Origin of the sequence: Streptomyces sp. WMMB303 (assembly GCF_029351045.1) — a bacterium.
Taxonomy (GTDB): Bacteria; Actinomycetota; Actinomycetes; order Streptomycetales; family Streptomycetaceae; genus Streptomyces.
The window spans coordinates 5,337,885-5,356,792 of the sequence record NZ_JARKIN010000001.1; the positions used below are offsets into that span (position 1 = coordinate 5,337,885).

Annotated in this window: 17 protein-coding genes; 4 read left to right on the forward strand and 13 right to left on the reverse strand. The window is 71.3% G+C overall.

Annotated features, from left to right (window positions below; genetic code table 11):
- Positions 1-3: 3 nt before the first annotated feature.
- From P2424_RS23390 to P2424_RS23400, 3 genes are all read right to left on the reverse strand, one after another.
- Positions 4-990 carry a methionine synthase gene (locus tag P2424_RS23390; RefSeq protein WP_276479092.1) on the reverse strand — a complete coding sequence of 329 codons (987 nt, stop codon included), beginning with the start codon at positions 988-990 and terminating at the stop codon, positions 4-6.
- 76 nt (positions 991-1,066) lie between these two features.
- Positions 1,067-1,756 carry an SDR family oxidoreductase gene (locus P2424_RS23395; protein ID WP_276477697.1) on the reverse strand — a complete coding sequence of 230 codons (690 nt, stop codon included), beginning with the start codon at positions 1,754-1,756 and terminating at the stop codon, positions 1,067-1,069.
- 105 nt (positions 1,757-1,861) lie between these two features.
- Complete coding sequence (locus tag P2424_RS23400) at positions 1,862-2,893, reverse strand: rod shape-determining protein (protein ID WP_276477698.1); 1,032 nt, start codon at positions 2,891-2,893, stop codon at positions 1,862-1,864.
- Positions 2,894-3,383: 490 nt separating this feature from the next.
- Between P2424_RS23400 and P2424_RS23405 the strand changes: the two genes are divergently transcribed.
- Positions 3,384-4,895 (forward strand): class I SAM-dependent methyltransferase, encoded by a 1,512-nt coding sequence (locus tag P2424_RS23405; protein ID WP_276479093.1) that lies wholly within the window; start codon positions 3,384-3,386, stop codon positions 4,893-4,895.
- Between the two features lie 93 nt (positions 4,896-4,988).
- Here P2424_RS23405 and P2424_RS23410 read toward each other — a convergent pair whose 3' ends face one another.
- Entirely contained in the window at positions 4,989-5,387 is a 399-nt protein-coding gene (locus tag P2424_RS23410) for a hypothetical protein (protein WP_276477699.1), read from the reverse strand.
- Positions 5,388-5,584: 197 nt separating this feature from the next.
- On the opposite strand from P2424_RS23410, the gene P2424_RS23415 reads away from it, so the two are divergent.
- Positions 5,585-6,109, forward strand: coding sequence for a TIGR00730 family Rossman fold protein (locus P2424_RS23415; RefSeq protein ID WP_276479094.1), 525 nt, complete (start codon positions 5,585-5,587; stop codon positions 6,107-6,109).
- Between the two features lie 187 nt (positions 6,110-6,296).
- Here P2424_RS23415 and mnmA read toward each other — a convergent pair whose 3' ends face one another.
- Positions 6,297-7,439, reverse strand: a complete 1,143-nt coding sequence (gene mnmA, locus P2424_RS23420; protein WP_276477700.1) for a tRNA 2-thiouridine(34) synthase MnmA — start codon at positions 7,437-7,439, stop codon at positions 6,297-6,299.
- A 55-nt stretch (positions 7,440-7,494) separates the two neighbouring features.
- On the opposite strand from mnmA, the gene P2424_RS23425 reads away from it, so the two are divergent.
- Complete coding sequence (locus tag P2424_RS23425) at positions 7,495-8,295, forward strand: peptidoglycan recognition family protein (protein WP_276477701.1); 801 nt, start codon at positions 7,495-7,497, stop codon at positions 8,293-8,295.
- Positions 8,296-8,338: 43 nt separating this feature from the next.
- Here the strand turns inward: P2424_RS23425 and P2424_RS23430 are convergent, their stop codons facing one another.
- A complete protein-coding gene (locus tag P2424_RS23430) occupies positions 8,339-9,526 on the reverse strand; it encodes a cysteine desulfurase family protein (protein WP_276477702.1) in 1,188 nt (395 codons plus the stop codon).
- Positions 9,527-10,590: 1,064 nt separating this feature from the next.
- Here P2424_RS23430 and P2424_RS23435 point away from each other — a divergent pair.
- Positions 10,591-11,250 (forward strand): hypothetical protein, encoded by a 660-nt coding sequence (locus tag P2424_RS23435; RefSeq protein WP_276477703.1) that lies wholly within the window; start codon positions 10,591-10,593, stop codon positions 11,248-11,250.
- 49 nt (positions 11,251-11,299) lie between these two features.
- Here the strand turns inward: P2424_RS23435 and P2424_RS23440 are convergent, their stop codons facing one another.
- The 7 genes from P2424_RS23440 to P2424_RS23470 form a co-directional block, all read right to left on the reverse strand.
- On the reverse strand, positions 11,300-11,776 hold the full coding sequence (locus P2424_RS23440; RefSeq protein WP_276477704.1) for a DNA starvation/stationary phase protection protein: 477 nt from the start codon (positions 11,774-11,776) through the stop codon (positions 11,300-11,302).
- Positions 11,777-11,898: 122 nt separating this feature from the next.
- Positions 11,899-12,753 carry a thioesterase family protein gene (locus tag P2424_RS23445; protein WP_276477705.1) on the reverse strand — a complete coding sequence of 285 codons (855 nt, stop codon included), beginning with the start codon at positions 12,751-12,753 and terminating at the stop codon, positions 11,899-11,901.
- Positions 12,754-12,776: 23 nt separating this feature from the next.
- Complete coding sequence (locus P2424_RS23450) at positions 12,777-13,484, reverse strand: trimeric intracellular cation channel family protein (RefSeq protein WP_276477706.1); 708 nt, start codon at positions 13,482-13,484, stop codon at positions 12,777-12,779.
- A gap of 116 nt (positions 13,485-13,600) precedes the next feature.
- Positions 13,601-14,707, reverse strand: coding sequence for a dipeptide ABC transporter ATP-binding protein (locus P2424_RS23455; RefSeq protein ID WP_276477707.1), 1,107 nt, complete (start codon positions 14,705-14,707; stop codon positions 13,601-13,603).
- Between the two features lie 26 nt (positions 14,708-14,733).
- Positions 14,734-15,957 (reverse strand): ABC transporter ATP-binding protein, encoded by a 1,224-nt coding sequence (locus tag P2424_RS23460; RefSeq protein ID WP_276477708.1) that lies wholly within the window; start codon positions 15,955-15,957, stop codon positions 14,734-14,736.
- Positions 15,954-16,952 carry an ABC transporter permease gene (locus tag P2424_RS23465; RefSeq protein ID WP_276477709.1) on the reverse strand — a complete coding sequence of 333 codons (999 nt, stop codon included), beginning with the start codon at positions 16,950-16,952 and terminating at the stop codon, positions 15,954-15,956. Before P2424_RS23465 ends, P2424_RS23460 begins: the two co-directional genes overlap by 4 nt.
- Before the next feature lie 160 nt (positions 16,953-17,112).
- Entirely contained in the window at positions 17,113-18,864 is a 1,752-nt protein-coding gene (locus P2424_RS23470; protein WP_276477710.1) for an ABC transporter substrate-binding protein, read from the reverse strand.
- Positions 18,865-18,908 lie beyond the last annotated feature (44 nt).

Genomic DNA, 18,908 nt, shown 5'->3' on the forward strand with positions numbered 1-18,908 from the left:
CCGTCACTGAGGGTTGTCAGCGAGTGCTCGTGCCGCCCGGACGCAGTAGGCGAGCGCCTGCCGCGCGTACGCGGGCGAGGCCCCCGCCAGCCCGCAGGTGGGGGTGACCACGACGGACTCGGCCAGCAGCCCCGGGGACAGCCCGAGCCTGCGCCACAACGACCTGACACCCCCGACGCTACCGGCCGGGTCTGACAATGCCCCGCCGTCCGGCTCGGTGGCCGGTACGACACCCGCGAAGAGCCGCAGTCCGCCCTCCACGGCCGCACCGACCATCTCGTCGTCACGCTCGGTGAGCAAGGAGAGGTCCAACGAGACGGCGTCAGCGCCCGCCCGGTGCAGCAGCCCGAGCGGCACACCCGGCGCGCACGAGTGCACGACCGTGGGGCCGTCGTGCACCGCGAGCAGCTCGCGGAGCACCCCTTCGACGACCGCCCGGTCCACGGCCGGGTGGGTGCGGTACCCGCTGGCCGTGCGCACGCTGCCGCGCAGCACGGCGGTGAGGGAGGGTTCGTCCAGCTGCAGCACGGGCACGGCATCCGGCACCCTGCGCCGCACGTCCGCCAGATGCGCCGCCAGTCCCTCGGCCAGCGAGGCGGCCAGGTCCCGGACGGCTCCGCTGTCGCCCAGCATGGCCTCGCCGTTGCGCCGCTCCAGTCCGGCGGCCAGCGTCCAGGGCCCCACGGCCGACACCTTCAGCCCCCGCCGGGCTCCCCCTTCGCCGTACCCCTGGGTGAACTCCTCCAGCGCGTCGAGGTCTTCGCCCAGCCAGGCGCGGGCCCGCCGGGTGTCCCGGCCCGGCCGGTCGCTGATCCGCCAGCCGCTGGGCTCCAGATGGACGTACATCTCGGCCAGCAGGCCCGCGGTACGGCCCAGCATGTCGGCGCCCGGCCCCCTGGCCGGCAGCTCCGGCAGGTGAGGCAGATGCTGCGGCGCCTCGAACGCGCCGGTGACCGTCCTGGCCGCCTCGCGGGCGTCCGTGCCGGGCATGGACCCGATGCCACCGGCTGCCGCGGGGCCCCACGGGAGGACGCCGCCGCCGGTCTGCGTGCTCTCGCTCACCGGGTCAGCCTCCGGGCTTCACGGACAGGTCCGTGATCTCCGCGCCCCTGGGCAGGTCCAGGGCCGTCAGGATGCTGGTGGCCACGGCCCGGGCGGGGATCCAGTGCTCGGGGTCGTACTCCTTGCCCTCCTGCCGGTGCACCTTCTCCTGCATGGGGGTGGCGGTGCGCCCGGGGTAGACGGAGCTGACGCGCACCCCGTTGCCGCTCTCCTCGCCGCGCAGCGCGTCCGCCAGCGCCTTGAGGCCGTGCTTGCTCGCCGCGTAGGCGCCCCACTCGGGGTTGGCCCGCAGGCCGGCGCCCGAGTTGACGAAGACGACGTGGCCGCGGGAGCGGCGGAGCTGCGGCAGCAGCAGCCGGGTCAGCTCGGCCGGCGCCGTCAGGTTGGCGGCGAGCGTGGCCTGCCACAGCTTGGGGGTGCTCTCGCCGACGGTCCCCAGTTCGACGACCCCGGCGACGTGGAGCAGCGAGTCGACCTCCTCGGGGAGCGTCTGGTGCTCGAACGCCCAGGACAGGCGCCCCGGTTCGGCCAGGTCGCCGACCAGCGTGCGGGCGCCCTGGAACCGGGCGGCGAGTTCCTTGGCCCGGCCCGCGTTCCGGGCGAGCAGGTAGAGGGTGTCGCCGCGGTCCAGGAGGCGGCGGGCCACCTCGGCCCCGATCCCGGAGCCCGCGCCTGTGATCACATGTGTTGCCATGCCCCCATGATCCCGCACCCCGGTGCTCCGGCCGCCAGGCGGCTCACCGGAGGGCGGGCCGGCGCGCGGCCTGGGCCCGGGGCCGGCCCGGGACGGCGCGCGCCCTCAGGCCGCGAAGATCGACTCCAGTTTGTCGTACTCCTCCAGGCAGCGCCCGGTCCCCAGGGCCACGCAGCCCAGCGGTTCGTCGGCGATGGTCACCGGCATCCCGGTCTCCTTGATCAGCCGCTCGTCCAGGCCGTGCAGCAGGGCGCCGCCGCCGGTCAGGACGAGGCCGCGCTCCATGATGTCGCCGTACAGCTCCGGCGGGCACTCCTCGAACGCCGCCTGGACGGCGGCCACGATGGAGCGCACCGGGCGCTCGACGGCCTCCACGATCTCCCCGGGCGAGAGTTGGACCACCTTGGGCATTCCGGTGTGTTTGTCCCGCCCGCGCACCGGGACGAACTCGCCGCTCCCGAGGGACATCTTGATCTCCTCGGAGGTCCGCTCACCGACGGCGATGGTGTACTCCCGCTCGATCCAGGAGGCGATGGCCGCGTCCAGCGCGTCGCCCGCGACCCGGGCCGACCGGGAGACGACCATCCCGCCCAGCGAGATGATGGCGATCTCCGTGCTGCCGCCGCCGATGTCCACGACCATCGAGCCGCGCGCCTCGTGCACCGGCAGCCCGGCGCCGATCGCCGCAGCTATGGGTTCCTCGATCAGCCGCACGGACCGGGCGCCCGCGCGGCTGGCGGTCTGCAGCACGGCACGCCGCTCGACTCCGGTGACCCCGCTGGGTACGCACACCACGACCCGGGGCGACCTGCCGCGGCCCCGGCCGTCGCGGGCGGCGCGGATGAAGTACCGCAGCATTCCCTCCGTCGCCTCGAAATCGGTGATCACTCCGCCCTTGAGCGGGCGGGTCGCGGTGATCGTTCCGGGAGTTCGCCCCACGGCCTGGCGCGCCTGGGCGCCGACCGCCAGCACTTTTCCGGTGCGGGTGTCGATGGCGACGACGGAGGGCTCGTCGAGGACCACTCCGCGCCCGCGTTCGTACACCAGCGTGTTGGCCGTTCCGAGGTCTATACCGATGTCGCGGCCACGGAACGAGGAAGAGGCGGAGGAGAGGGCGGAGGAGGTGCGGTTGGCCATGTGTGCTCACCCAAGCTCGGTGCGGTGTTGTACGAGGATGCCACGAGTCGTCTGAATTGTGGTGCTGCCAGCCGCAGCATACCCAACTGTCCTGTTTACTGCGGCAGGTGGGCCCCACCGGCCCGCCGAAAATCTGGAATCGGAAAGATGCTGGTCGGAGCGCGTTTTCCGGACAATCGCACACATGCATCAGCCAGTTGGTGGCATAGATCTCCGGGGGTTGGATAGCTATGCACCGGAGACCACGCGCGGTTCACCGAGCCCGAAGCCTGGTGCGTCCTCGGGGACCGCGCCTTGGGCCACCGTCTCTACCACTGGAGGTTTCGTCATTTCCGCGCGACCGGCTCAGGAATTCGGAGACAACCCCGTCGAGGTCCGGGAAACCGGACACTATACAGAGGAATACGTCCCCAGCTTCGTGGAGAAGTGGGATTCTCTCATAGATTGGGAGAAGCGAGCGGAGAGCGAGGGAAATTTCTTCATCGACCTGCTGCGAAAGCGAGGAGTGCGGAGCGTCCTCGACGTCGCGACAGGGACCGGGTTTCACTCGGTACGGCTGTTGGAGGCCGGATTCGAAACCGTGAGCGCGGACGGAAGTGCCGACATGCTCGCGATGGCGTTCGAAAACGGAATGAAGCACGGCGACCACATCCTACGGGTCGTCCAGGCCGACTGGCGCTGGCTCAACCGGGACGTTCACGGTGAGTACGACGCTATCGTGTGCCTCGGCAACTCCTTCACGCATCTCTTCTCGGAACGCGACCGTCGGAAGGCGCTGGCCGAGTTCTACGCGATGCTGAAGCACGACGGAATCCTCATCCTGGATCAGCGCAACTACGACGCGATTCTGGACCGCGGGTACTCCAGCAAGCACACGTACTACTACTGCGGCGAAGACGTCGCGGTCGAGCCGGAATACATGGACGAGGGGCTGTGCCGCATGCGGTACCGCTTCGCCGGCAGCGCCGACTACCACCTCAACATGTTCCCGCTCCGCAAGGACTACACGCGGCGCCTCATGTCGGAGGTCGGATTCCAGCGCATCGACACGTACGGCGACTTCCAGCACACGTACCGGGACGAGCAGCCCGACTTCTTTGTGCATGTCGCGGAAAAGGAATATCACCCGGAGAATGAAGGAGAAGGCGCTTACGGTGGCGCCGTCGGTACGGCGCGGAGTTATTACAACTCCCCCGACGCCGACACCTTCTATTCGTCCGTGTGGGGTGGCGAGGATATACATGTCGGCATCTACTCCGATGCCGAGCAGCCCATCGCGGAAGCGAGTCGGCACACCGTCGAGCGCATGGCTTCCGGGCTCGGCCTCGACCGCGATTCCCGCGTCCTCGACCTCGGTTCCGGCTTCGGGGGCTCGGCCCGCTACCTCGCCGAGACCTTCGGCTGCACGGTCCAGGCCCTCAACCTCAGCGAGGTGGAGAACCAGCGGCACAAGGAACTGAACGCGGCCCGCGGCCTCACCGACCGGATCGAGGTCGTGGACGGCTCCTTCGAAAGCGTGCCGTTCCCCGACTCCAGCGTGGACGTGGTCTGGTCGCAGGACGCGTTCCTGCACAGCGGGGACAGGCTGCGGGTGCTGGAGGAGATCCGCCGGGTCCTGAAGCCGGGCGGACAGCTGGTCTTCACCGACCCGATGGCCGCCGACGACACCGACTTCAGCGCCATCCAGCCCATCCTGGACCGCATCCACCTCGACGACATGGGCTCCCCCGGCTTCTACAAGCGGGAGCTCACCCGGCTCGGCTTCACCCCGACCGAGCACGAGGACTCGGACGCCGGGTTCGAGGATCTGCGGGAGCAACTCGTGCGGCACTACGGACGGGTGCTGCAGGAGACCGAGCGGCAGGAGGCCGACGGGCTCGCCTCGAAGATCAGCAGCGACTATCTGAGCCAGATGAAGAAGGGGCTCGCGCACTGGGTCGAAGGGGGCGAGAAGCGCCGCCTGACCTGGGGTATCTTCCGCTTCACCCTGACGAAGGGCTGAGCGGGCGCGCCGCCTCGGCGCCGCGGTGACCCGCATCGCACGGCCGCCCGCCCTCCCCGGTCCGCACCGGGGAGGGCGGGCGCGTGCCCGCGGTCAGCGCCCCGTTGCGGGGTCGGGCGCGGGCTGCCGCTCGCGGGGCCGGACGTCCGCATGGTGGCCGTCGCCGGGCACCGGTTCGGGCCGGATCGTCACCGAGTCCCGGAACCCACCTTCCGGGGGGATCAGCCGGATCGACGGCCGGAGTTCGCCGGACCGCTCGCTCTCCTCGGGCTGCGGGGTGACCGGCACGCTGCCGTGCATGGGGTTGCCCGAGACGTCACCGTCCCCGCCGTCGCCGGAGCCCGGACCGTCCTCCGCGTCGTGCCAGCCCGACTCGCCCCCGCCGGAGGCGGACTCCTGCTGCCAGCTCACCGTCAGCAGGCCCCCGGTCGCCACGAGCACCGCCCAGATCCCGGTCAGCCAGGCCCACCGTCGCCGCTGCCGTGCGTCCAACTCCGCTCCCCCGCCCCTGCATCAGCCGTGCATCGGTGTGCCGCCCGCCGAGCGCCGCGTCGCGTGCGCCGGGAGCGTGCCACAGCGTACGCACTCCGCCACCCGGAGCGCAGCTCACCGCCGGCCGACGGTCGCCTCTCTCCCCGGCCCGGGCCGGCCGGCTCTAAGCTGGGGCCATGGCCTCCTCCTCGCTCCCCATGAACATCTGTGTCTTCTGCTCGGCCGCCGAGCTGGACAGCGTCTACACCGAAGCGGCACGCGAGTTCGCCGAACTGCTCGGCAAGCGGGGCCACAGCCTCGTGTGGGGCGGCTCGGACTCGGGGCTGATGAAGGTCGTGGCGGATGGCGTGCAGGGTGCGGGCGGGCGGCTGATCGGCGTCTCGGTGGAGTTCCTGCGCGATGTGGCACGGCCGGACACCGACGAGATGGTCGTGGCCGCCGACCTGGCCGAGCGCAAGGCGCTCCTGCTGGACCGCGCGGACGCCGTGGTGGTGCTGGTGGGCGGCACCGGCACGCTGGACGAGGCGACCGAGATCCTGGAACTGCGCAAGCACGGCATGCACAGCAAGCCGGTCGTGGTGCTCAACACCGCGGGCTTCTACAACGGCCTACAGCAGCAGATGGCGCGGATGGAGGCGGAGGGTTTCCTGCCCGTCCCGCTGGCGGACCTGGTCAGCTTCGCCGACGACGGCCCGCAGGCACTGGAGTTGCTCGGCGCCTGAGGCCGCGGTGGCCGGGCTGGGCGGCCGCGGGTGCCGAGCGGGCGCCGGCCGGCGGCCGGCCGGACACGACGTTGCCCGCCCCGCCCCCGTGTGCTCGCCCGGGGCCGCCCCGGCTCCGGGCAGCCCGGACAGTCCGGGAGCGGGCCCGTCCCGGCGGCTCGGGCCCGGGGGCGGCGCGCTCCGCGGCTCAGGCCGCCGGGACGGCGCGCTCCGTCCGGTCGATCGTCGCCGAGCCGACCACCCGGGTGCCGTCGTAGAGCACGATCGCCTGCCCCGGTGCCACACCGCGCTCCGGAGCGGTGAACCGCACCCGCAGCTCGCCGTCGACCAGCTCCGCCTCCACCGGTGTCTCGGCACCGTGCGCCCGCAGCTGCGCCGTGTACGGGCGGGGGCCCTCCGCCGGGGGCGCACCGCACCAGCGGGGGCGGACCGCGGTGAGGGCGGCGACGTCGAGGGAGGCCGCCGGGCCGACGGTGACCGTGTTGTCGACCGGGGAGATGTCCAGCACGTAGCGCGGCTTGCCGTCCGGGGCCGGGTGCCCCAGCCGCAGGCCCTTGCGCTGGCCGACGGTGAATCCGTAGGCGCCGTCGTGGCTGCCCACTTTAGCGCCGGACTCGTCGACCACGTCGCCCTCGGCCCGGCCGAGCCGGGAGGCGAGGAATCCCTGGGTGTCGCCGTCGGCGATGAAGCAGATGTCGTGGCTGTCGGGCTTCTTCGCCACGGCCAGACCGCGGCGCGCGGCCTCGGCGCGGATCTCCTCCTTGGTGGTGAGGGTGTCGCCCAGCGGGAACAGTGCGTGGCTCAGCTGCCGCTCGTCCAGCACTCCCAGCACATAGCTCTGGTCCTTGGCCTGGTCACTCGCCCGGTGGAGTTCCCGGTGCCCGTCCTCACGCGTCACCACAGTGGCGTAGTGGCCGGTGCAGACGGCGTCGAATCCCAGCGCCAGCGCCTTGTCCAGCAGCGCGGCGAACTTGATCTTCTCGTTGCAGCGCAGGCAGGGGTTGGGCGTGCGGCCCGCCTCGTACTCGGCGACGAAGTCCTCCACCACGTCCTCGCGGAAGCGCTCGGCCAGGTCCCACACGTAGAAGGGGATGCCGATGACGTCGGCGGCGCGGCGTGCGTCGTTCGAGTCCTCGATGGTGCAGCAGCCGCGCGCACCCGTGCGGAACGACTTAGGGTTGGCGGACAGAGCCAGATGCACGCCCGTGACGTCGTGTCCGGCCTCGACGGCACGGGCCGCAGCGACGGCGGAGTCGACCCCGCCGGACATGGCGGCCAGCACACGGACCGGGCGCGCGGAGGCTGTGCCCCGCGAGGATGCAGTAGTCATAGCGCCCTCCAGGGTAGACGGAACCTCCCGGCCACCCGAACGCGTTAGGGAGCGCATGGGACCAGCGGCGGATGACGGACACGAGGACGGCCCGGCCAACGGCGCCGGGTCCGGGCCCGGCGAGGGCAGGGACGTCGGGCCCGGCGGCCCGGACGAGGCGGGCGGCACCCCCGGCGGAAGCCGCCGGGAGGGCGCGCGCGGGCGCGGGGTCGCCCGGCGGCGGCTGCTGATCGGCGGCAGCACCGTCGTGGGCCTCGGCGTGCTCGGAGTGGCCACCCAGCAGGAGCTCAAGCGCTGGTGGTGGCGGATGCCGGGGAACGACAAGCCGCGGCTGGAGGGCGCGGTGGACGACACCCGAGCCCGGTGGGTCGCCGCCGCCGACGCGAACATGCGCCGCAGCGACCGGCCCGCCGACTACGGCATCGACCGGGTGATCGTGCATGTCACGCAGGGCAGCGCGGCAGCGGCCGTGAAGGTCTTCCGGGACCCCGAGCACCAGGCGGCGGCACACTACATCGTCTGCCAGGACGGGCAGATCATCCAGATGATCCGCGAGCTGGACGTCGCCTTCCACGCGGCGAACAAGGAGTACAACGAGCGCAGCATCGGCGTGGAGCACGAGGGCTGGATAGACCGCCCGCAGGACTTCACGGACGCCATGTACCGCTCCTCGGCCAGGCTGACGGCGGGGATCTGCTCCCGGTACGGCTTCCCCGCCGACCGGCGGCACATCATCGGCCACAACGAGGTCCCGGGGGCCGACCACACCGATCCGGGGCGGCACTGGGACTGGGACAAGTACCTGCGGATGGTCCGCACCGAGATGCGGGTGGAGAGCACGCTCCGGGACAAGTGACCGCCGGGGTGAGTGGCCCGGCGTGCGGCGTCGTCCGGTGCGCTCAGCTCAGCCCCGCCGTGCGGGCCCGTTCGACGACCGGGCCGATCGCCTGCGCCAGCGCGTCCACGTCCGCCTTGGTGGTGGTGTGGCCCAGCGAGAAGCGGAGGGTGCCCCGGGCGAGGTCGGGATCGGTGCCGGTGGCCAGCAGCACATGGCTGGGCTGGGCGACGCCCGCCGTGCAGGCCGAACCGGTCGAACAGGCGATCCCCTGCGCGTCCAGGAGCAGCAGCAGCGAGTCCCCCTCGCAGCCCGGGAAGGAGAAGTGCGCGTTGGCCGCGAGCCGCCCGGCCGGGTCCGGGTCGCCGTTGAGCACCGCGTCCGGTACGGCGTGGCGGACCGCCGCCACCAGCGCGTCCCGCAGCCCGCCCACCTCGCGGACGAAGTCGGCCCGCCGCTCGACGGCGACCTCGCCGGCCGTGGCGAACGCGGCGATGGCGGGGGTGTCCAGCGTGCCGGAGCGCACGTGCCGCTCCTGGCCCCCGCCGTGCAGCAGCGGCACCGGCGCGTACTCCCGGCCCAGCAGCAGCGCGCCGACTCCGTAGGGGCCGCCGGTCTTGTGGCCGGTGACGGCCGTCGAGGCGAGCCCGGACCCGCTGAAGGAGAGCTCGAGCTGGCCGAACGCCTGCACCGCGTCCGAGTGCAGCGGCACGTCGAACTCGGCGGCGACCTCGGCGAGTTCCGGTATCCGGGTGACCGTGCCGATCTCGTTGTTCGCCCACATGACGGTGGCCAGCGCGACGTCGGAGGGGTCGCGTGCGATGGCCTCGCGCAGCGCCTCGGGGTGCACCCGGCCGTACGCGTCCACCGGCAGCCATTCCAGGCGGGCGCCCTCGTGCTCGGCCAGCCACTCGACGGCGTCCAGCACGGCGTGGTGCTCCACCGGCCCGGCCAACACCCGGGTGCGCCGGGCGTCCTGGTCCCGGCGGGCCCAGTAGAGCCCCTTGACGGCGAGGTTGTCCGCCTCGGTCCCGCCCGCGGTGAAGACCACCTCGCTGGGGCGCGCTCCGAGCGAGGCCGCGAGCGACTCGCGGGCCTCCTCCACCGTGCGCCGGGCCCGCCGTCCCGCGCCGTGCAGCGAGGAGGCGTTGCCGACGACCGCGAGCTGTTCGGTCATCGTCCGCACCGCTTCGGGCCACATGGGCGTGGTGGCGGCGTGGTCGAGATAGACGGGGTGGGCGGAGTCAGCCATGGTTCCCCAATCCTACGGTTCCCCACGGGGCGCACGACCGGCGCGTGGCAGCGCACCCAGCGGCCGGGCGTCCGCGGGCGCGGGAGGGGTGCGGCGCGTGCCGTTCTGCTGATGGGATCGGCACATGGACGAGACGACACCGCCATGGGACCAGTGCGGAACGGGCGCGGATCAGCAGGATCCGGTCGGCTGCCGGGGCATCCGCGTCGGCACGTACAGCGCGTGCCTGACACATCTGGAGGCGGAGGAGAGGGACGCCGCGCTGGCGGACCTGCGCCCGGGCGCCGACCTGGACCTGCGCGGCACGGACCTCGGCGCGCCGTTGCTGAACCGGATATCCGCAGCCCTGCGGCCGGACGCCGGCGCGGGCCCCCGGTTCGGCGCGGTCTCCTTCGCGGGGGCGCGGTTGGCCCCCGGCGCCGGCTTCCGCTCCGCCGTCTTCGAGGGCGACGCCGATTTCATTCGGCCACCTTCACCGGCTACGGCGACTTCAGCTCGAGCACCTTCACCGGCGGCGCGGACTTCAGCTCGGCCGCCTTCACCGCGGGCGCCGTCTTCGGTTCGGCGGCGTTCCACGGCAGAGTCCATCTCATCGACGCGCACTTCGCCGGCAGTGTGTCCTTCCGCAGGGTGTCGTTCCACTCGCCGGTGCAGCTCGGCCCCCTGGTCTGCGCCGAGGCGGTCTTCCTGGACGACGCGGTGTTCCGGGGCAGGGCCGACCTGTGGTTCTCCGCCGCCCGGGTGTCCTGCCGGGTCGTGCGCTTCGAGGGACCCGCGGAGCTGCAGTTGCGCTATGCCTCCCTGGACCTGACCGGAGCGGCCTTCCAGCACCCGTGCACCGTGACCGGTGACCTGAACCGGAGCCACGCGCTGCGCGGCGAGGACGAGCTGGCCTCGCGTACGGACCCCGGCGCCTCCGTCGGCTCGCTGCGCGGGGTGGACGCCTCGATGCTGCTGCTGTCGGACATGGATCTGAGCGAGTGCGCCTTCGTGGGCACCCACCATCTGGACCAGCTCCGGCTGGAGGGGCGCTGGGACCTGGGCACGACTCCGCGGGGTGTGCGGTGGCAGCGCGGCGTACCCCGCTGGTGCACCAGGCGGCAGGTGCTCCAGGAGAAGCGACGCTGGCGCACCCTGCCGGGCCGCCGGCCCGCGCGGCACGACTGGGCCCGCCACCGGCCTTTCCCGACGCGGTACCGGGTCTCGCCGCGCTCACGACCACCTACCGGCAGCTGCGCAAGTCCCGGGAGGACGCGAAGGACGAACAGGGAGCCGCGGACTTCTACTACGGCGAGATGGAGATGCGCCGCTACAGCCGCAGCCGACGGCATGCCGAGCGCTGGCTGCTCACGCTCTACTGGGCCGTTTCCGGCTACGGGCTGCGGGCGTCCCGCGCGGTGGCCTGGCTCGGCGCGACGATGCTGGCGACCGTACTGCTGACGATGGCCTTCGGTCTGCCCGACACCCCCGCCCACGCCTATCGTGCCGCGTCCGGCCTGACCGGGACGCGTGCGCCGGAACTCCGCCGCCCGCTGCCGGACCGGTTCACCGCGGAACGCGCGGAGCGGGCGGTGGACGTGGTGCTCAGCTCGGTCGTCCTGCGTTCCGGCGAACCCGAGCTGACCCGCGCGGGCAGCTACCTCAACATGACCGCCCGCCTCACGGAGCCCGCGCTGCTGGGTCTGGCCGTGCTCGCGGTGCGCGGCCGGATCAAACGCGGCTGACACCCGGCGGACCCCGCCCCCGGAGGGCGGCCCCGGGGGCGGCCCGCTCTCAGCCCCGGTTCTCCGCCTGGAACATCCAGTGCTCCTTCTCCAGGACGGCGGTGAGCTGGATGAAGACGTCCTCGGTGACCGGGTCGACCGGGCCGACGGCCTTCATCCGCTCCCGGGCCTTGGTGATGACGGCGCCGAGGGCTTCGACCATCAGGCGGACCGCGTCGTTGTCGGGGAGCCAGCCCTCCTTGACGGTGTTGACGGCGCTGCCGGCGGCGACGGTGGTGGAGCGGCCGTCGGGGCTGATGCCGAGCGCGGAGGCCCGCTCGGCGACGGTGTCGGAGTACTGGCGGGCCGTGTCGACGACCTCGTCGAGCTGGAGGTGGATGGAGCGGAAGCGCGGCCCCACCACGTTCCAGTGGATCTGCTTGGCGGCGAGGGAGAGGTCGATGAGGTCCAACAGCGTGCCCTGCAGCGCCTCTGCGACGGTCTTGAGGTCCGACTCCGGAAGCGTGCTCTTCACTGTGTAGGTCACGTGCGTCGCTTTCTCTCGGGCAGGCAAACGTTCCCGACCTACGTAAGCACATCACACCAAAAGGGGCATCGAGGCGCCCGTGCCGGTCACCCGGGCCGCCTCCGTCGCCCGCCCCGCCGGCGCTATGCGCGCGCCAGTTGCCGGGACTGGGCGACCAGGCGGTCGGCGGAGTCCCACACCTCGGCGTCCTCCTCCAGGAATCCGCCCGCCAGGTTGCGGGTGGTGATGGCGATGCGGAGCGGACCGGGCGCCGGGCGGGCGCGCACGTGGACGGTGAGCTCGACGGTGGGCACCCAGCCGGTGAGCCCCAGGTCGAAGCCGGTGGGCGGCAGCGCGTCGACCGCCATCAGCAGCGAGAGCGGGTCCGGGTCACGCCCGTCGGCGAGGCCGAGCCAACCGCGGATCTCACCGCGCATACTGGGCGCGCCCAGCGCCCAGCCGCAGGTCTCCGGGTCGAGGCGCAGGTCGAGCCGGCGCCCCATCTCGGGCACGGCGGCGTCGCCGCCGGGATGGTCGGTGGCCCGGAAGCACTGCTCCTGCGGTGGGACGGCGGGCGGCTTGGCGCTGGTGCGCACCTCGCCGCGGAGCGCGTCCAGTTCGCCGTAGGTGGCCAGGACCCGGATGCGCTCGACCTCGGTACCGCTCTCGTCCAGCTGGAAGAGCCCGGCCGAGGCGGTGGAGACGGTGCGCCCGCCGCGGGCCACCGAGGTGCGGACGGTGGCGGGGCCCGCGGTGGTGGCGGTGAGGTAGTGGGCCGTGACCGTGAACGGGTCCGGGTGCGGCAGGGCCTGGCGCAGGGCGCGGCCCACCACGGCCAGCAGGTAGCCGCCGTTCAGGGCGGTGCCGATGGCCCAGCCCGGGGAGAGCTGCGCCTCGTGGACGCCGGGCCGCAGGGTGCGGACCGCGGTGTCGCGGTCGAACTCGCTGCTGTCGGCAGGGGCGGCGGATACGGCGGTGCAGGACGGTGCGTCGGACATGGGGCGACGGTACACCGAATTTGTTACTGCTCGGTAGGGGGTTCGGTGGGGGGCGGTTCCGAGGTGCCCCCCGCCGCCTCCGCGTCCACCGTCGCACTGCTGCGCTTCCATGCCCGCGGCGCCCGCCAGTTGTAGTGCAGGGCCAGCAGCCGCAGCACGAAGGCCAGCAGCGCCGCGCCCAGCGCCGTACTGGGGCGTACCGCGTCCAGGTGGATCAGCAGCGCCACGGCGCTGGAACCGATGACCGCGGGGACCGCGTAGACCTCCCGGTCCCAGCGCAGCAGCGAGGGCACCTCGTTCGCCAGCACGTCGCGCAGCACGCCGCCACCCGCCGCGGTGGCCAGCCCCATCACGACCGAGGAGGTCAGACTGAGCCCGTACTCGTCGGCCTTGAGCGTGCCCGTCACGCAGAAGAGTCCCAGCCCCGCCGCGTCGAAGACGTTGACCGCCTTGTTGATCCGCTCCACTTCCGGATGGAGGAAGAAGACCAGCACCGCCGAGACGAGCGGGGTGAGGAAGTAGCCGAGATCGGTGAAGGCCGCCGGGGGTACGGCACCGATGACCACGTCCCGGAAGAGGCCGCCGCCCAGGCCCGTGACCTCGGCGAGGACGGCGATACCGAAGACGTCGAAGTTGCGGCGGACGGCCAGCAGCGCCCCGGAGACGGCGAAGACGAAGATGCCGGCGATGTCCAGCCAGTGTTGGAGCGGAGGACTGAAGAGGGATTCCACCGCTCCTTTGTATCCGGACCGTCCACGGCACCGCGCCCCGGCTCCCGCCGGGCGCCGCCCCGAAGGCCGCGGAGGCCGGCGCCGGAGGGGCTGTGGAACCAGCCCCTCCGGTGGGCTCAGCGCTTGGCGGTGGTCGCCCCGCTCAGCAGCGCGGTGTCTCCCGGCTCCTGGTCCGGCGCGTTCTCCGGGTGGTGGCAGGCCACATTGTGGCCCGTCGCCAGCGGGATCAGCGGCGGCTCCTTGGTCTTGCAGACCTCCGTGGCCTTCCAGCAGCGGGTGTGGAAGCGGCAGCCGGACGGCGGGTTCATCGGCGAGGGCACATCGCCCTGCAGCAGGATCCGCTCCCGGCTGTCCGCCGCCTTGCGCCGCGGGTCGGGCACCGGGACCGCCGACATCAGCGCCTTGGTGTAGGGGTGCATCGGCGTGTTGTAGAGCGACTGCCGGTCGGTCAGCTCCACGATCTTGCCGAGGTACATCACCGCGATCCGGTCCGAGACGTGCCGGATGACGGACAGGTCGTGCGCGATGATCACGTAGGTGAGGCCGAGCTCCTCCTGCAGATCGTCCAGGAGATTGACGACCTGCGCCTGGATGGAGACGTCCAGCGCCGAGACCGGCTCGTCGGCCACCACCAGCTTCGGGCTGAGTGCCAGGGCCCGGGCGATGCCGATGCGCTGCCGCTGCCCGCCGGAGAATTCGTGCGGGTAGCGGTTGTAGTGCTCGGGGCTGAGCCCCACCACTCCCAGCAGCCGCTGGACCTCCTTCTTGACACCGCCCTCCGGCTGCACCCCCTGGAGCTTGAACGGCGCGCTGACGATGGCGCCGACCGTGTGCCGGGGGTTCAGCGAGGAGTACGGGTCCTGGAAGATCATCTGCACGTCGCGCCGCAGCGGACGCATTCCGCTGACGCCCAGATGGGTGATGTCGCGGCCCTCGAACTCGATGGAGCCGGCGGTGGGCTCCAGCAGCCGGGTGATGAGCCGGCCCATGGTCGACTTGCCGCAGCCCGACTCGCCCACGACGCCGAGGGTTTCCCCGGCGCGGACCTCGAAGTCGATGCCGTCGACCGCCTGCACCGCACCCACCTGCCGCTTGAAGAGGCCCTTGTGGATGGGGAAGTGCTTCTTGAGGCCGCTGACCTTCAGCAGCGTCTCGCCCTGGCCCGGCGCCGCCGCGGAGTCGGCCGTCGGCTCGGAGCCCGGGGACTTCACGGGTTTCGTCATCGGCTCGTCGTCCTCACTCACGCCGCTCACAGCTTCGGGGCAATCTCTTCGTTCCAGATCCGCTCCCGGTCCTCCTGCGCCATGTGGCAGGCGGCCAGGTGCCCGTCCTTGACCTCGCGCAGCTCCGGCCGGACGGTGCGGGTGATGTCGTCCCCGGGGACGTCCGCGTACGGGCAGCGCGGGTTGAAGGCGCAGCCGGACGGGACGTTGATGAGGCTGGGCGGCGAGCCCTTGACGGGGATGAGCCGGTCGGCCCGGTCCCGGTCGATGCGCGGCATGGAGCCCAGCAGGCCCCACGTGTAGGGGTGCTGCGGCTCGTAGAAGACCTGCTCGGCGGTGCCGTACTCGACACAGCGCCCGCCGTACATCACCAGGATGTCGTCCGAGAGCTCGGCGACGACGCCCAGGTCGTGGGTGATGATGATGACGGCCGAGCCGAACTCCTGCTGCAGATCCCGGATCAGGTCCAGGATCTGCGCCTGGACCGTCACGTCCAGCGCCGTGGTGGGCTCGTCGGCGATCAGCAGTTCGGGGTTGTTGACCAGCGACATCGCGATCATCGCCCGCTGCCGCATCCCGCCGGAGAACTCGTGCGGGAAGCTGTCGACCCGCTTGCCGGGCTCGGGGATGCCCACCCGGTCCAGCAGCTCGATCGCGCGCCTGCGCGCCGTCTTCTTGTCGACGTCGTGGTGGACGCGGTACGCCTCCACGATCTGGTGGCCGACCGTGAAGAAGGGGTGCAGCGCGGAGAGCGGGTCCTGGAAGATCATGGAGATCTCGCGGCCGCGCAGCTTGCGCACCGTCTCCGCGTCGGCGGTGAGCAGTTCCTGGCCGTCCAGCCAGATCTCGCCCGAGAGCCGTGGGCGCTGCCTGCCGTACTGGCCGACCGTGTGCAGGCCCATGATGCCGAGCGAGGTGACGGACTTCCCGGAGCCCGACTCGCCGACGATGCCGAGGGTCTTGCCCTTCTCCAGCGAGAAGGTGAGCCCGTCGACGGACTTGACCAGGCCGTCCTGGGTGGGGAAGTGCACCCGCAGGTCCCGCACCTCCAGGAAGGAGGACGGGGGCCGCTGGTCCAGCTCGGGCTCGCCGGGCGCGGTGCCGGAACCGGTCAGGTCCGCTGCCGTGCCCTGCTCGGGGATCGCGGCCCCGGCGGCGCCGGAGACGGCGGCCGCCTGCGGCGCGTCGGCGCGGGTGGCGTCCGTGCCGGACTCGGTTTCCTTGTGGGACGTGTGCTCGTGGTCGGTCATCCCAGCCTCACTCGTGGGTCGATCACGCCGTACAGCAGGTCCACGATGAGATTCGCGATGACGACGGCGGTTGCGGTGATGAGGGTGACGCCCAGGATCAGCGGGAGGTCGCGATCGGTGATCGCCTTGAGCACGGCCTGCCCGAGTCCGGGGATGCTGAAGGTGGTCTCGGTGAGGATCGCGCCGCCCATCAGGGCGCCGATGTCGATGCCGAGGAGCGTGAGAACGGGCGTCATGGTGGAGCGCATGGCGTGCTTGCCGATGACGACCGGTTCCTTGAGCCCCTTGGCGCGGGCGGTACGGATGTAGTCCTCGCCCATCACCTCCAGCATGGTCGCCCGGGTCAGCCGGGCGTACATGGCGCCGAAGAGGAAGGCGAGGGTGACCCAGGGCAGGATCATGCCGCTGAACCACTTGACGGGATCGTCCCCGAACGCGGTGAAGGTGTTGCTCACCAGGTCGAGCTGGTAGGCGAACACGGCCAGCGAGATCAGACCGGTGAAGTAGACGGGCAGCGAGACGCCGGCCAGCGCGCCGGTCATGGCGAGCCGGTCCCAGAGGCTGCCCCGCTTGAGTGCGGAGAGCACGCCGACGGCCAGGCCGATGATCAGCCAGATGACGGCAGCGCCCAGCGCCAGGGAGAGGGTGACCGGAAGCCGGTCGGTCAGCACCGGCCAGATCTCCTGCTCGGTACGGAAGGAGTATCCGAAGCAGGGGGCGGAGCAGTGCGTCGTGTCGCCACCGGAGGTGTAGTCCCGGCCGACGAGAATGCCCTTGAAGAACTCGAAGAGCTGGACCAGGACCGGATCGTCCAGCTGGAGCTTCTCGCGAACGGCTTCGACGCTCTCCTTGTCGGCCTGCTTACCGACGAACATGGTGGCCGGGTCGATCCCCGACCACTTGGGGATCAGAAAGAAGATGCAGAAGACCGCCAGGATGATGACGACCAGCATCACTGTGACGGCGAACAGCCGCCTGATGAGGTATGTGAGCACTGCTCTCCGGCCGCCCGGCGGCGGCCCGGCCGCTCCCCGGTCGGGAGTCGGCGGCCGGGCCGCCCGTAGCGGCCTTCACCTGCCCTTCGTGCCAGCGGCGGGTGGCGCCGTCAGATGGTGATGTCGGTGGCGAACTCCGGGGGTCCTAGGACCCCCGGGGTCACTTGACGCCGAGGGACGCGAAGTCGTACCAGCCGCTGAAGGAGTCGGCCGCGTAGACGTTCGTGAGCCGGTCCGAGCGCCACTGGACGACCTTCAGGTAGGTGAGCGGCAGGTAGTAGCCACCCTCCATCACCCGGTGGTTGACCTCGGCGTACTTCTCGGCTGCCTTCGCCGGGTCGAGCTCGGCGATGGCGTCCTCGAGACCCTTGTCGATCTTCGGGTCGTCGATCAGCGCGTAGTTGTTGTTGCCGTTGTCACGGATCTTGGAGCTGTGCCACAGCTCGATGCCGTAGCCCTGGCCGCTGGGGAAGTCGGGGCCCCAGCCGTAGAGGATCATGCCGTAGCCCTTGCGCTTGACCGTGGCCTGGTTGCCGACGATCGAAGAGCCCTGCGAGCCGTCGAACTCGTCCAGCTCGACCTTGATGCCGACCTTCTTCAGCGAAGCCTGGATGGCCTCGGCGGACTTCACATCGGCCTTGTCGGTGTTGCGCACGGCCAGGGTGGTCTTGAAGCCGTTCGGCTTACCGCACTTCTTGAGCTCTTCCTTGGCCTTCGCGACGTCGGCGGCTCCGCCGTTCTTGCGGATGCCGTACTGGTCGTCGTTCTGGTCGGCGCCCGGAACGGTGGGCGGCAGCATGTTGACGGCCAGCTCGCCACCGGCGGTCGGACCACCGCGGGCGGTCTGCACCGACTTGTGGTTGGTGCCGTAGATGGCGGCCTTGCGGCAGTGGATGTTGTCGAAGGGCTTCACGCTCTGCGGGAAGGCCACGTACGAGATGAACCCGGTCTGCGGGTTGTCCACGTTGCCCTTGTGCTGCTTGAGGGCGGTCTGCCGGCCCTGGACCTCCATACCGCGCTGGTTGAGGTCGAGGTCCGCGTCACCGTTGATCAGGCGCTTGTCGCGCTCGTCCGGGTTGGTGAGCAGCGTGACCTTGACCTTGTCCGGAAGCGCCTTGCGCAGCGTGTCGCTGTTGCGGTCCCAGTGCTTGTTGCGGACGAGGAGCAGCGACTTGTTCGGGGTGTACGACTTGAACTTGTACGGACCCGAGGAGAAGGGGCGCAGCGTGTACTTGGACTTGGTGTCCTTGTCCTCGCGCACCGGCGAGTTGGTCGGCATCGCCAGCATCTGCTCGAAGTCGCCGTTGGCCTTCGGCAGGTGGAACTCGATGGTCTTGTCGTCGGGCGTCTTGATGGCGTCGAAGCCGCCCTTGTCCTCGTAGGGACCCTTCCACTTGCCGTCCGGGTCGAGGACGTCCTTGATGTAGGTCGGGCCGCCGGAGAGGGTCTTCTGGGCCCACTGGCGCTCGATGCCGTACTTGACGTCCTGGGAGGTGATCGGCTTGCCGTCCTCCCACTTCAGGCCGTTCTTCAGGGTGTACTTGTAGACCTTGCCGTCCTCGGATATCTGCGCGTTGTCCGTGGCCAGGTCGGGCTTGAGGTCCAGGCTCTTCTTGCCCGGCTTGGGGGTGTAGCTCACGAGCTGGCGGCTGTAGAACCGCGAGAAGTCGAAGACGAAGCCGTAGTACATGCGGGTGGTGTCCCAGGAGTCGGCGTCCTGGACACCCACGAACTTCAGGGTCCCGCCCTTTTTGCTGGAGGCGTTGGCGACCTTGTTGACGCCCGCGTTGTACTCGCCGCCGCCCTCCTTGTCGCTGTCGCCCCCGCCGCAGGCCGAGGTGGCCAGCAGCGTGGCGGCGGCAACAGCCGAGAGCGCGGCCAACCGGCGCCTCGATGTGCGTAGGGGTTTCACGTCTCGCAACCTCCGTGATAGGTCACGGCCCGCACGGGCTGGGC

Bases quoted from the DNA above. Each gene is read 5' to 3' on its own strand.
- P2424_RS23390 (WP_276479092.1), bottom strand. From the start codon at position 990: ATGCCCGGCACGGACGCCCGCGAGGCGGCCAGGACGGTCACCGGCGCG.
- P2424_RS23395 (WP_276477697.1), bottom strand. From the start codon at position 1,756: ATGGCAACACATGTGATCACAGGCGCGGGCTCCGGGATCGGGGCCGAG.
- P2424_RS23400 (WP_276477698.1), bottom strand. From the start codon at position 2,893: ATGGCCAACCGCACCTCCTCCGCCCTCTCCTCCGCCTCTTCCTCGTTC.
- P2424_RS23415 (WP_276479094.1), top strand. From the start codon at position 5,585: ATGAACATCTGTGTCTTCTGCTCGGCCGCCGAGCTGGACAGCGTCTAC.
- mnmA (WP_276477700.1), bottom strand. From the start codon at position 7,439: ATGACTACTGCATCCTCGCGGGGCACAGCCTCCGCGCGCCCGGTCCGT.
- P2424_RS23425 (WP_276477701.1), top strand. From the start codon at position 7,495: ATGGGACCAGCGGCGGATGACGGACACGAGGACGGCCCGGCCAACGGC.
- P2424_RS23430 (WP_276477702.1), bottom strand. From the start codon at position 9,526: ATGGCTGACTCCGCCCACCCCGTCTATCTCGACCACGCCGCCACCACG.
- P2424_RS23445 (WP_276477705.1), bottom strand. From the start codon at position 12,753: ATGTCCGACGCACCGTCCTGCACCGCCGTATCCGCCGCCCCTGCCGAC.
- P2424_RS23455 (WP_276477707.1), bottom strand. From the start codon at position 14,707: ATGACGAAACCCGTGAAGTCCCCGGGCTCCGAGCCGACGGCCGACTCC.
- P2424_RS23460 (WP_276477708.1), bottom strand. From the start codon at position 15,957: ATGACCGACCACGAGCACACGTCCCACAAGGAAACCGAGTCCGGCACG.